The sequence below is a fragment of the Rhizocola hellebori genome (genome assembly GCF_016862955.1).
Taxonomy (GTDB): domain Bacteria; phylum Actinomycetota; class Actinomycetes; order Mycobacteriales; family Micromonosporaceae; genus Rhizocola; species Rhizocola hellebori.
In genome coordinates this window covers 1-13,536 of the sequence record NZ_BONY01000031.1, presented here as the reverse complement: position 1 = coordinate 13,536, position 13,536 = coordinate 1, and the positions used below count along the sequence as shown (strand labels likewise).

Here is a 13,536-nt window from a genome sequence, read left to right as displayed (position 1 = left end):
ATCCTCCACTTAGGAGCCGCCGTGCTCTGTTCCCATGCGGGAGTGGCCACGCCGCTCGCGCCGAATCCGCGGGTGACCGTGAGCGGGCAGCCGGTGGTCACCGTCGGCACGCCCTACGCCATCGCGGGCTGCTCGCTGACGCCCAGCGGGGTCTTCTGCGCCACCGGGCAGTGGGTGGTGGGCTCGGCGCGGGTCAAGGTGATGGGCATGCCGGTCGCCGTCCAGGCCGGGGTTTCGGTCTGTGTCTCCACCGGCTCGCCGATGCTGCCGGTCATGGTGCAGCCGAGGGCGATGGCGACATGAATCTCGAATTTCCCTACCGCATCGCGGGCACCGGCCTGACTAGCGCGGTCGACGATCACACCCATCTGCGCGATCTCATCGCCCAGGTGCTGTTCACCGCGCCCGGCGAGCGGGTGATGCGCCCGGATTTCGGGTCGGGCCTGCTGGCGCTGACCTTCGAGCCCAACAGCCTTGAGCTCGCCGCCACCACCCAGTTCCTGGTCCAGGGGTCCCTGCAGCAGTGGCTGGGTCATCTCATCGCGGTGGAAAGCGTTGAGGTGACCGGGATCGACGGCCGGCTCGAGGTGCTTGTGCAATTTGTCGAGCTGCGGTCGCGGCAGCGCCGCACCGAGAGTTTCGGAGCGCCAGCGTGATAGGCCGGTACCTGTGTGCGGAGGATCTGCGGCTGCGTGTGGTCAAGCGGGCCGGGCTGCTCAACGGCATCGAGTATCTGGACGTCGCCGACACCGCGCAGCGCACGCTGCTGGTGCGGCTGCTCAAACCGGCGGCCGGGATAAAGGCCGAGGAGGTCCGCATCGATGGCGGGGAAAGGATAGCCACCGTCGGGGTGGAGTGGGTCAGCGCGGCCGACAGCCTGCCCTCCGGTGAGGACCCGGCCCTGGTGGCCGGGCTGGACTCCCCCGGCCAGGTGCTGGTGGTGCGCACGGCCCAGGCCGGCGACTTCTCCTACTACACCTTGCACATCGGCACCACCGGCTTCGATCCAATACTGGCCCAGGTGCGGTTCACCTTCAAAATCGCGTGCGCGGGCGGATTCGACTGCCGCGACGGCAAATGCCGGTGCGGCACGGCCCGGCCCACCGGCGTGCCCGAGCTGGACTATCTGGCCAAGGACTATCAGAGCTTGCGCCGGATGCTGCTGGACAGGCTCAGCCTGGTCACCCCGCGCTGGCGCGAGCGCAGCCCGGCCGATCTGGGCATGACTCTGGTGGAGCTGCTCGCCTACGCGGGCGACCGGCTCTCCTACCGGCAGGATGCGCACGCCACCGACGCCTACTTCACCACCGCCCGCAGCCGGATAGCGTTGCGACGCCATGCCCGGCTGGTGGACTACCGGATGCACGACGGCTGTTCCTCGCGGGTGCTGCTGCGCTTCACGGTGCCGCTGGGCGGTGCCGTGCAGCTGCCCAAGGCGACACGCGTCTACAGCAAGGTGGAAGGGCTGCCGCCCATGCTCGGCCCGCAGGCGGTGACAGCCGCCCTCAACGCGGGCGCGGTCGTCTTTGAAACCGTCGACCACGCGGTGCTTTACGCCGACCATGACGAAATCCCGTTCTACGCCTGGGGAAACGAGGACTGCTGCCTGCCCGCGGGAAGCACCGCGGCCACCCTGTCCGGGGATCACCCCGATCTCAAGGCGGGAGACCTGCTCGTCTTCGCCACCCCCGACCGGTTGCGCCGCCACCCGGTGCGGCTGGTCCACGTCACCTCGGCGCAGGACCCGTCCGGCGGGCTGTTCAAGGACACCCCGGACAACAACCCGTTGCCGGTCACCGAAATCGTCTGGGAGGCCGCCGACGCGCTGCCCTTCGATCTGCCGATCAACGGCCGGGTCTCGACCGACCCGGTCGCGGTGGCGTGGGGCAACATTGTCGTGGCCGACCACGGCCGCCGCGCCAAGGACGACGAGCTCGGCGTGGTGGGAAACCGGCGCTACCGCCCGCGGTTGCGCTATGCGCCGCTGACCCGGTCGGTGCCGGTGACCGCGAAGGTCATCGCGACCACCGATGCGGATGCCGCGGTGCAAGCGGATCTGGCTCTGCGCAAGTCCTCCCAGACCGTTCGCGACTGGCTGGCCAGACAGGGCGTTGTTTTCAAAGACCTTTCCTTCGTGGTACGGGGAAACGACGGCGAATGGTCGGTAAGCAACACCATCACGCTGGCCCGGATCACCGTGCTGCCGTCCGGCAAGGTGCGGGTGACCCAGCGCCCGATGCCGGCCGCCCGGCTCACCGAGGCCGACGCAGCCCGAGCCGAACCCGCCATCACGCTGGTCAGCAAACAGACCGGCGAAGCCGACACCGGCTGGAGCCCGCAGTGGGATCTGCTCGGCAGCGGGCCGGACGCGACCGACTTCGCCGTGGAAACAGAACACGACGGCACCGCCTATCTCCGCTTCGGCGACGGTGAGGACGGCCATGGCCACGGCCGAAGGCCCGCACCCGGGACAGCCTTCGTGGCCAGCTACCGGCTCGGCAACGGGGTGTCCGGAAACGTTGGCGCGCATAGCCTTGAGCACCTCGAGCAGGGGGCGGCCGCGACGGCGGTGACCAACCCGCTGCCCGCGGCGGGAGGGCTGGAGCAGCAGACCGCCGACGAGGTGCGCCGCGACGCGCCCGAGGCCTTCCTGATCCAGGAACGGGCGGTCACCCCGGCCGACTGGGCGGAGGTCGCCGTACGCGACCCGCTGATCCAGCGCGCCGCCGCGACGTGGCGCTGGACGGGCAGCTGGCACACGGTGTTCCTGACCGTGGACCCGATCGGCGGCGGTGCCCCCGACAGCGCTTTCGAAGCACGGCAACGGGAAAGGCTGGAAAGGTACCGGCTGGCCGGCTACGACCTGGAGATCGACGCGCCTCACTACATCCCGGTCGAGCTGGAGCTGCACGTGTGTGTGGCCGCGGGCCATCACCGCTCCGCGGTGCGCCAAGAGGTGATCGCGAGCATCGAAGCGCTCTTCCACGCCGACCGGCTCAGCTTCGCCCAGCCCGTCTACCTCAGCCCGATCTACGCCGCGACCCAGGCGGTGCCGGGCGTGGAATCGGTGAACATCGTGACCTTCCGCCGCCAGCACGATCCGGCGGTCAGCGGCCTGGACACCGGCGTGCTCACCATGGGCCGCCTGGAGATCGCGCGGCTGGAGAACAACCGCAACTTCCCCGAGCGGGGCGTGCTTTCCCTCACCGTTGGAGGCGGGCGATGACCCTGGAGACACCGCGCGAGATCACCAATCGCTCCGGCCTGCCCCAGGTCAGCTACCGGCCGGGCGGCTACGCGGAGTTCCGCGCCAGCCTGCACGCCCTGCTCGACGATGAGGGCGGGCTGCCGAAGCTGACCACCCGCGACAGCGACGATTTCACCATCGGCCTGCTCGATGGGGTGGCCTGCGTGGCCGAGGTGCTCACTTTCTATTCCGAGCGCCTCATCAACGAGTCCTACCTCGGCACGGCTTTGGACAGAACGTCTCTGGCCGAGCTAGGCAAGCTGGTCGGCTACCGGTTGCGCCCGGGCGTCGCGGCCACCACCCATCTGGCCTTCCACGTCGAACCCCCGCCACGCCAACAGCTCACCGACGCCACGTCGCCTTTCCAGCGGGTCAGGATGCCAGCCGAGGTGATCATTGAGGCGGGCACCGCGGTGCGCAGCGTACCCGGCCCGGGTGAGCAGCAGCAGACCTTCGAGACAGCACAGCGGCTGGTGGCCCGGCCCGAGTGGAACATGCTGCGCCCCTTGGCTTTCCGCAAGACGGTGCTGGGGGCAGGCGCAACCTCGATGAACCTCAGAGGGGTGGCCACCGGTTTGCGCGCGGGCGATCAGCTGCTCTTCGCCGCCGATCTCGGCACCTGGGCCGCCGCCACGGTGGCCACGGTCACGCCTTCGACCGAATCGACGCTGGTGACCTGGAAGCCCGCCCTGGGCGTGGCCGGGCCGCTGACCCCTTATGTGTGGCGCAAGCGGCTGGCGGTCTTCGGCCATCAGGCCCCGATGTGGGGTTCGATGTCGGACACCTTCCGCAAGGACTACAAGAACGCCGTGGAGAGCTCTTTGCCGGTGATGAAAGCCCCGGGCAAGGAGTACAAAGCCGCGATCAAGGAGAACTGGCCGTTCTACGCCATCCGCCCGGCGTCGGCGGGCCAGGCGGTCGACATCGAGGGTTCTCATCCGGAGATCGCGGTCGGCAGCTGGCTGATGCTGGTGCAGGGCAACGAGCGCGGCCTGTTCGAGGTGGCCGAGGTCGAGGAGCTGACCCGGTCAGAGTTCGCCGTCTCCGGCAAGGTGACCCGCGCCCACCTCACCGGCAACCCCACCCAGTTCAACAAATTCATCAGCTACGTCAGAGAAACCACCATTTTCGCGGTCAACGATCCGCTGGACCTGGTCGGCGAGCCCGACCCGACCGCGGTGGCGGAGGGTCAGTGCACCGTCGCCGGGGACGTGTCGGCGCTGCCGCCCGGGCGGCTGGTGCTCGTCTCCAGCCCGGCCGGCGCCCAGCTGCTCGCGGTCGCCTCGGCGGTCGCCACCGACGAGGGCACCGAGCTGACCTTCGCCGAAGACCTTGCGCAGCCGCATGATCGGGCCAAGGTCAGCATCTTCGGCAACGTGGCGGTGGCGACCCACGGCGAGACCGTGCACCAGATTCTGGGCGATGGCTCGGCCCGGCCCTTCCAGCGTTTCGAGCTCAAGCACGCGCCGCTGACCTATGTGCCCGCCGACGGCCCGAGCGGGGCACAGTCCACTTTGGAGGTCCGGGTCAACGAGGTGCGCTGGGCCGAAGTCGGCTCGCACTACCCGGCCGGGCCCAACGACCGCACCTTCGTCACCCGCGAAGCGCCCGGCGGTGAGGTCGTCGTCGGCACCGGCGACGGCGCGCGCGGCGCACGTGTTCCCGCCGGAAGCCACAACGTTCGAGCCAAGTACCGCAAGGGAACCGGGGAGGCCGGCAACCTGCCCACGGGCGCGCTGACCCAGCTGGCGTCGCCACCGCTGGGGGTAACCGGGGTGACCAACCCGGTCCCGGCGCAGGGCGGCGCAGACCCGGACACCGTGGCGCAGGCCCGCACCGGCATCCCGCGCTCGACCCGCACCCTGGGCCGAGCGGTGTCGCTGACCGATTACGGCGACTATGCGAGCACGTTCGCCGGGGTGGCCAAGGCCGACGTGACCGTGCTCGCTGTCCGCAACACCCGCACCATCGTGGTGACCGTCGCCTCGGCGGAAAAGGACCACCTCGCCGGGGATCTGCTCTGCGCCCGCCTGGCCGCGTCCCTTCGCAGCTACGGCGACCCGCTCGCCCCCGTCCTGGTGGTGCCGCACCGGCCGGCCTGGTTCCAGGTGGCGGCGAAGGTGCTCGCCGATCCGGCTCTGGAGTGGGAACCCGTCCGCAAGGCGATCGCCGCCCGGCTCGAAGAGGCTTTCGGTTTCGGGGCAAGGGATTTCGGCATGCCCGTGCGCAAGTCGGAGGTGATCGCCGTGATTCACCGCGCGCCCGGGGTGATCGCCGTCGACCTCGACGTGCTAGCCCGTTACACCGCGCCCGCCCCGCCCGAGCTAGACGCCGCCACCGGCCTGCGCAAGCTGTTTCAGACCCGCAGCGCCGCCCTCGGTCTGCACGGGCTGAACGCCGCCACCACCTCCACCGGCCTGCGTAAGCTGCTGCAAACCCGCGACACCGCCCTCGGCCTGCATGAGCTAAGCGGCACCACCACGGGCCTGAGCGAGCTGCTGGACATCGCCATCGGCTCGCACGAGCTGCGCGCCCCCGGCACCACCACCGGCCTGAGCGAGCTATTCGACATCGCCATCGGCTCGCACGAGCTGCATGGCGTCGGCGGTCTGCGCAGGCCGCTGCGGCCCCGCCCCGCGCCGCTCGGTGTGCAAGAGCTTCTGCTCGCGGCGCGGGCCGAGGCCGAGCAGGGCACGGTGCTCGGTGCTGAGCTGCTCCTGCTGAACCCGTTGTCCCCCAACGCGATCGGGAAGATGCCATGACCGAGCTTTATGATCTTCTTCCGAGGGTCTACCGGGCGCGTGACGAGCTGGGCGACGGGCAGCTCAAGCGGTTGCTGACCATCATCGCCAGCCAGCTCGGGGTGCTCGAGGACAGTCTCGATCAGTTTCACGATGACCAGTTCATCGAGACCTGCGCCGACTGGGTGGTGCCCTACATCGGCGAGCTGGTCGGTTACCGGCCCCTGCACGAGGATGCGGCGCGCAGCACGGCGCGGATTTCGTCGCCGCGCGCCGAGGTGGCCAACACCATCGCTTACAGGCGGCGCAAGGGCACAGCCGCGATGCTGGAACAGCTCGCGCTCGATGTCACCGGCTGGAAGGCGCGGGCGGTCGAATTCTTCGAGCGCCTCGCCGCGACCCAATACATGAACCACACCCGGCCGGGCCGGGGCGGCACCCTCGACATGCGGGTGGCGCAGCTGGAGTGGCTGGGCACCGCCTTCGACGACCACGCCCACCTTGCCGACGTGCGCCGGATCTCCACCGGCACCGGCCGCTACAACATCCACAACGTGGGCATCTTCCTGTGGCGGGCGGCGGCGCTGGAGCTGACCCGGGTGAAGCTGACCCCCCATGGCGGAACTGACAAGCGGCGCTTCCGGTTCCACCCGCTCGGCATCGATCAGCGCCTGTTCGGCAAGCAGCGCGCCGAGGCGGAGATCACGCATCTGGCCGAGCCCTCGGACGTTCCGCTGCCGCTGACCCGGCGGGTTCTCAAGGCCAATCTGGACCACTATTACGGCCCCGACCGCAGCCTGCTGGTGGGGCTGCTGGGCGCGCCGACCCCGGGCACCGTGAGGATTTGCGACCTTTCCGATGTGCCCGGCGACGATTGGGCGCACGCGCCCGAGGCCGGCGTCATCGCCATCGATCCGGTGCTGGGCCGGGTCTACTTCCCGCAGGATGTCACCGGCAATGTCACCGCGATCGGCAGCTACCACTACGGGTCCACTTTGGACATCGGTGGCGGGGGATACTCGCGGCGGCTGCCCGCGCTGGTGGCGCCCGAGACCGAGCCGGTGCTGGCGAGCGGCGGCGAGGATCTGGCCGCCCTGCTCGACGCCAACGGCGGCACGGTGCAGATCGAGGACAACTGGGAGTACCCCGCGCCCGCCGAGATCACCGCTGCGCAGGGCAAGACGGTCGTGCTGCGCAGCGCCAACTGGCACCGGCCGCACCTGAGCACGAAGACCCAGGTCAAGCTGAGCCCGGCCGACGACGCGACGATCGTGCTGGACGGTCTGATGATCAGCGGTGGGCCACTGGTGATCCCGGCCAACGCCGACATCGGGATACGCAAGGTGGTGCTGCGCCACTGCACCCTGGTACCGGGTCTGACCCGCACCACTGCCAACGAGCCGGGCAAACCCGGCGCGGCCAGCCTGATCGTCGAGCATCCCTTCGCGACCGTCGAGCTGGAGCGCTGCGTGACCGGGCCGGTGACGGCCGTGGAGGGGGCGGTGGTGAAGCTCACCGACTGCGTGGTCGATGCGGGCTCGGCGGGCGTTGCCGGGTACCAGAAAGAAGGCATGGTGATTCTTGAAGCGTGCACGGTGTACGGCGGCATCGAAGCGACCGAGGTGGAGATCTCCAACTCGATCGTCCTTGGCAAGGTGACCGTCAAACGCCGGCAAAGCGGTTGCGTGCGTTTCAGCTACCTGCCCGCGCAGTCGCTGACACCGCGCCAGTACAGCTGCGTCTCGACGCCGCGGCCGGACTTCACCAGCATGCGTTTCAGCGATGTCGGCTATGCGCAGCTTCGGCGCTCCACATCGGACAGTGTGCGGCAGGGAGCGGACAATGAGAGTGAAATGGGTGTGGGCAACTACCTGTTCGCCCCGCAGCGCGAAGCGAACCTGCGGGTGCGCCTTGACGAATACCTCCGGTTCGGCCTTGAGGCCGGGATCTTCTACGCTACGTAAGGACGGCGAAGATGAGTGCTGACCTAAGCCGGGTCCGGTTCGACCCGCTGCGCGACCACAGCGGCATCGGCAGCCTGCAAGGGCGCGTGTGGCTGGACGCCGATTTCAACGAGCAGGTGGCCATCACCGATCGGCGCGTGCGCGCACAGATGGTCGACCTGGCGCCGACCCCGTCGATCGTGTCGCGGCTGACCCCCGACGCCTTCAAGATCACTGAGGCGGGCGGGGTCATCTCGATCGGCGCGGGACGCCTCTACGTCGACGGGCTGCTCGCCGAAAACCATGGCCTGCTGACGAAAACGGACCTCGAGCCGATCCTCGCCGAGCCCAACGGCAACGCCGCCATCGCCTACACCCAGCAGCCCTACCGCCGCGACGTCACCGATGCGCCCACCACCGGCGGGCAGCATCTGTTCTATCTCGTGGCGTGGCAACGGGAGCTGGACCATCTCAACACGCCAGACCTCGTCGAGCCCGCGATCGGCGTCGAGACCACTACCCGCAACCAGACCGCGTGGCAGGTTCGGGTGCTGCCCAACGTGGGCACGGGTCTGACTTGCGACTCGACGATCGCCAAGTGGGCGGAGCTGACCGCGCCCTCCTCGGCCCGGCTGACCACCGGCACGGACGACAGCGACCCGCCGTCGGGCCCGTGCGAGGTGCCGCCGAGCAAGGGCTACCGCGGCCCGGAGAACCAGCTCTACCGCGTGGAGCTGCATTCGGCGACCGAGTTCAAGTGGTCCCGGGACAACGCCACCATCACCAGCGCGGTGGACAAATCCATCTCCACGTCGCGGCTGCGCCTGACCGCGCTGGGCCGCGACGAGCTGCTGAGCATCAAGTCGGGCGATTGGGTCGAGGTGCTTGACGACCGGCTCGAGCTGGACCACACCCCCGGCGAGATGCGCAAGGTCACCGTGGAGGAGGGCAACGTCATCCTGCTGGATTCGCCGCTTCCCGCCGACCTGGCGAATTCCACCCACCATCTGCGGGTGCGCAAGTGGGATTCGGGTCCGATCCCGATTCCGGCCAGCGGCAAGGCTTTCCTGCTCGAGCTCGGGGTGACGGTCACCTTCACCTTCGCCGCCACCGGCAAGCCCCGCCCCGGCGACCATTGGGTCTTCGCCGCCCGCGTCGCCGACGCCTCGGTGGAGAAGCTGACCGCGGCGCCGCCTCGCGGCACCCATCTGCATTACGCGAAGCTGGCGCTGCTCACGATCGGCGGCCCGGTCACCGACTGTCGCCCCGACTGGCCCTCCACCGGCGAGAGCTGCGGCTGCGAGATCTGTGTGTCGCCAGGCGATTCGCTGCAGGAGGCCATCGAGACGCTCAAGAAACACAATGGCGGCACGATAACCCTCTGCCCCGGCGTCTACGAGCTCGAAGATGTGGTGAAGATAGACGGCGCGCGGTCGATCCGGATCCGCGGGGTAGGCGCGGCCACCGTGCTCAAGGCGCCCAACGGGGTTCTGTCGGTCACCCGAAGCCGCGACGTGGTGCTGGAAAACTTTGCGGTGAGCACCCGGGGCGACATGCCCGCCGTGGTCTTCGGCTCGGCGAACCGCAACTGTGTCGCCGACGCGCTGCGGGTGACCCACGAATGGGAACAGGGCAGCTGCCTTGGCCTCAGCGGTGTGCAACAGCTACTGACCATCCGCAACTGCCTCTTCACCGGCTTCGCCGGCCTGACCGCACAGACCCACCTTGACGACAAAGGCTTGCTCACCGCGGGTCTGTCCATTCAAGACAATTTCTTCTCGTGTACCGGGCGAGGCATCGATCTGGGCATAGACCACAACGGAGTCGTCGAGCACACCGGGCTGACCTCGGTGGCCGGCAACCAGTTCACCGCGTGCGAGGACGCCGGGATAGTGATGACCGGCCTGGTGCCACAGGACGTGGCCGGAGTCGACGGCACGCTGAACATCGACCGCAACATGCTGGAGGTCACCGGCGCCGGCATCGTCACCGGCGGCCGCGCCAGCATCAGCGGCAACACCGTCGTCGGCGCGTCCCGGGTGCAGGGCAAGCACGGCATCGCTTTGCAGGCGGCCCCGCCGGACACCCCGGACGGGGTGGCCATGGTGCTCGGCAACCGGATCGCAGGCATGGGCGGCACCGGCATCGTGGTCTCGGCGCAGCTTTCCAGCCTGCTGATCAAGCACAACATCGTGCGCAAATGCGGTGGCGGTGTCCTGGTCCAGCCCGCGGCGCTGAGCGGCCGGGTTTCGGTGGACAACAACCACGTGCTCGACCTTTCCGCGGGCTCGTCAAGCCTTCCCTTCCCCGGCCGGCTCTCCGACCGGTTCGCCGACCGCCTGCGGGCGGAGGTCGCGGGCCAGCCCTCGTTCCGGGAGGCCACCGCCGACGAGCCCACGCTGCACTTCGGCAGCGCCGCCGCGATGCGCGCCTCGGCACGCGTCAACCCCGGCATCACCGCCCTCTCCGCCGCCGCCATCCCCACCTCCGCCACCACCGCCCCTGCCTCCGCGGCCTCCGCGGCCTCCGCCGCGGGCGGCGTCGGTCTGGCGGCGGGTGCTCGAAGCCGGGTGTCGGCGGTGCTCAGCGAGCACCTGGCGGCGTCCTTGGTGGACAGACCTTATATCCAGGCCGCGATGCTGATGGGCATCGCCGTCATCGGCGTGCAATCCGCGCTCATCAGCGGCAACACCATCGACGGGGTGGCCGCGAGCGACACCGGCGGAAACGGCTACGGCATCCTCGTCGCCTCCTGTGTGGAGGCAAGGATTTCGGGGAACATGGTGTCGCGCATCGGTTCGGCCAACTCCGGCGGGACGAGCGTCGGCATCGGCTGCGCCTTCTGGCAGAGCACGATGTCGGTGACGGACAACACCGTACGCGGCGAGACCGAGGAGGGACTGCGCGCTGCTTGGACCCCGATGCTGCTGATGGGGGTGCAACGGGCCAGCTTCCAGCTCTTCCGCTCGGCCGCCACCACCGCCGGCACGTGGACCTTCGCGGGCGACAGCGCTTACCTGATGGCACAGGTCACCGCCGATGCCGAGCTGACCCGCAACACGCTGCAGGGAGGCGGGCAGGAGCCGGCCATCAACGTCACCGTCACCGGCGACGTCCACCTGACCGGCAACCGTGGCTCACATCCCAGCGAGACCGACCGCGAGGTGGCCCGGATCAACGCGGCCACCGCGATCGCGCAGGGCAACCGGCTAAGCGGCGGGCATCCCTCGCTTTCCATCACGGCCAGGTCGGCCGCGGTCGCCGTCGGCAACATCACCAGCGGCGGCATCCAGATCAACGGGCACGAGGTGGCCCGCGACGCGCTCAACCCGATCGGATAGGACACAAGCCGATGCCAGAGAACATCAGGGTGCTACGGTCCGCACTCACCGGGATGGTGGACACCTCCGCGCGGTTCCAGCGCGTCGCCTCCGCCCAGCGGGAGGAGGCCGCCAAACTGCTGGCTGCCGACGACCTGCGCCGGATCGCCGACACCGACATCGACCTCGCCGCGGCCATCGGCCGGCACACCGAAGCCCTGGCCGGCGCCAAAACCGTGGCCGAAGCGTGGCAGGAGTCGCTAGCCGCAGCGACCAAGCAGTGGGAGGAGAAACTGGCCGAGCTGGCCGAGCTGCACGGCGAGGACTAACCTTCGCGCAGACGACGAGGACGGGCCGGAGGCATCGCGATGAGAATGTTCTGGCCCGACTGCGTCAATGCCCGAGACCTCGGCGGCCTGCCCACCGCAACCGGCGGCCGCACTCGAATGGGTGCGCTGTTTCGTTCCGACAACCACAATCGCTTGACGCCTCAGGGAATCCGCGCCATCACCGAGAGCGGGGTAAGCCGGATTCTCGATCTGCGCTGGAACTGGGAGGCACGGCGGGGCCGACAGCTATCTGCTGGACGGTGGCGCCACCCCTGACCAGATCAGCGCGTAAGAGCACGCCTGCTCGGCTTGGCGGCGCTCTAGTGGCCTGCAAGCCAACTTGGGTAGAACTATAGCCGTGCTACCCAAGGTCAGTATCATCATGATCGATGGATCGTTTCGCGAGGCCTTCCATGCCATCCCGGCCTTCGCGCAGCAGAGTTTTGCCGACTTCGAGCTGATCTGGGTCGAGTACTACGGCACGGTCGATCCCGCGGTCAATGCCGCGATCGCCGCCGAAGCGCCGCGCGCCCGGCTGCTGACCCTGGGCCGCACCGGGGTCTACCACTCGTCCTACTGCTTCAACGCCGGCATTTGCGCCGCCCGCGGCGAGCTCGTCCTGATCCCCGACGGGGATCTGGTGGTGGAGCCCGATTTTGTGGAACGCATGTGGCTGCTGCATGAACGCAACCCGCGGCTGGTGACCTACAACTACCGCTACAACGAGCCCAAGGACTGCCACCGCGACGAGGTCGACCTGGCCCATCTGCGGCAGACCGGGGTGCTGACCCACCCGTCCAACTGGGGCGGCTGTCTGGGGGTGCGCCGGCGCTGGCTGGTGGAGCTCAACGGATACGACCAGCACCCAGTCTTCGCCACCGGCGACCACGGCAACGACTTCGACATGTACGTGCGCCTGAAGAACCTGGGGCTGGAAGTGTGCTGGCCCCGCGAGCCGGTGCTCTACCACCCGTGGCATCCGGGCACCCTGGCCTTCGCCTACACGCATCGGCTGCAGGCGCTGATGACCCAGGATCGGGCGCACCGGCTGACCACCCTGGCCTACCGTGGCATCGATTCCACTCGCGACAGTGAGCCGCCCGCCTCCGTGCTCGACGCGATCGACGAGGCACGCCGCGGTTTCGAGCAGCATGGCGCCGCCTACCAGATGGCGCCGGCCGCCCGGTTCGGAGCCTAGCAATGCCGCGCTGGCGCAACTGGGCGGGTACGGTCACCGCCCGCCCGCGCCGGGTGCACCGCCCGGCCTCCGAAGCCAAGCTGGCCTCCGTGGTGAGTGGCGCGCTCAGGCCGCTGAAGGTGGCCGGGTCTGGGCACAGCTGTGGCCCTATCGCGGCCGCCGACGGCGGTGGCGACCTGGTCCTGCTGGATCGGCTCAACCGCGTGCTGTCGTTCACCGACCACGAGGTGACCGTGCAGGGCGGCATGCGTTTACACGACCTGAACGACTTCTTGGCGGGGCATGGGCGAGCCCTTGCGAACATGGGCTCGATCGCGCAGCAGACGGTGGCGGGCGCGATCAGCACCGGCACCCACGGCACCGGCCTTTCCGTTGGCGCGCTTGACCAGCAGGTGACCGGGCTGCGCCTGGTCGACGCCGCGGGCCAGATCCTGGACACCCAAGGCGATCTGCTCGCAGCGGCCAGGGTGTCACTCGGCGCGCTAGGCGTGATCTCCGCGGTCACCCTGCGCCACGTGCCCGCCTTCGACCTGCACGCCACCAGCCATCGCTCCACATTGGACACTACCCTGGACCACCTCGACGAGCTGCTGGCCACACCATACTTCCGCTTCTGGTGGTTCCCCCACACCGAGCTAACCCAAACCTGGCAAGCAACCCCCGCCCCACCCGCCACCCACCGCGACGGCACCTCCGGCGGCTCGAGCGCGTCGGCGCGTCGGTGGAAGGGCAGCTTGAGCACGGCGGCGGGCCGGTGG

Annotated in this window: 10 protein-coding genes; all 10 read left to right on the top strand. The window is 69.2% G+C overall.

Features of this window, described 5'->3' with window-relative positions:
- Positions 1–21: 21 nt before the first annotated feature.
- Entirely contained in the window at positions 22–303 is a 282-nt protein-coding gene (locus tag Rhe02_RS24430) for a hypothetical protein (protein WP_203910674.1), read from the top strand.
- Positions 300–656 carry a GPW/gp25 family protein gene (locus tag Rhe02_RS24425; protein ID WP_203910673.1) on the top strand — a complete coding sequence of 119 codons (357 nt, stop codon included), beginning with the start codon at positions 300–302 and terminating at the stop codon, positions 654–656. The genes Rhe02_RS24430 and Rhe02_RS24425 overlap by 4 nt, the downstream gene beginning before the upstream one ends.
- Complete coding sequence (locus tag Rhe02_RS24420; protein WP_203910672.1) at positions 653–3,226, top strand: putative baseplate assembly protein; 2,574 nt, start codon at positions 653–655, stop codon at positions 3,224–3,226. The genes Rhe02_RS24425 and Rhe02_RS24420 overlap by 4 nt, the downstream gene beginning before the upstream one ends.
- A complete protein-coding gene (locus Rhe02_RS24415; RefSeq protein ID WP_203910671.1) occupies positions 3,223–6,009 on the top strand; it encodes a baseplate J/gp47 family protein in 2,787 nt (928 codons plus the stop codon). The genes Rhe02_RS24420 and Rhe02_RS24415 overlap by 4 nt, the downstream gene beginning before the upstream one ends.
- Positions 6,006–7,952, top strand: a complete 1,947-nt coding sequence (locus Rhe02_RS24410; RefSeq protein WP_203910670.1) for a hypothetical protein — start codon at positions 6,006–6,008, stop codon at positions 7,950–7,952. Before Rhe02_RS24415 ends, Rhe02_RS24410 begins: the two co-directional genes overlap by 4 nt.
- Positions 7,953–7,963: 11 nt before the next feature.
- On the top strand, positions 7,964–11,272 hold the full coding sequence (locus tag Rhe02_RS24405) for a DUF6519 domain-containing protein (protein WP_203910669.1): 3,309 nt from the start codon (positions 7,964–7,966) through the stop codon (positions 11,270–11,272).
- 11 nt (positions 11,273–11,283) lie between these two features.
- The gene (locus tag Rhe02_RS24400) at positions 11,284–11,580 is read left to right on the top strand and encodes a hypothetical protein (RefSeq protein ID WP_203910668.1); all 297 of its coding nucleotides are present in this window, start codon (positions 11,284–11,286) and stop codon (positions 11,578–11,580) included.
- Between the two features lie 39 nt (positions 11,581–11,619).
- The gene (locus tag Rhe02_RS24395) at positions 11,620–11,856 is read left to right on the top strand and encodes a tyrosine-protein phosphatase (protein ID WP_203910667.1); all 237 of its coding nucleotides are present in this window, start codon (positions 11,620–11,622) and stop codon (positions 11,854–11,856) included.
- A 106-nt stretch (positions 11,857–11,962) separates the two neighbouring features.
- Positions 11,963–12,778 carry a glycosyltransferase family 2 protein gene (locus Rhe02_RS24390; protein WP_203910666.1) on the top strand — a complete coding sequence of 272 codons (816 nt, stop codon included), beginning with the start codon at positions 11,963–11,965 and terminating at the stop codon, positions 12,776–12,778.
- A 2-nt stretch (positions 12,779–12,780) separates the two neighbouring features.
- Positions 12,781–13,536 (top strand): FAD-binding protein (locus Rhe02_RS24385; RefSeq protein ID WP_203910665.1); only part of this gene is annotated, 756 nt, incomplete at its 3' end.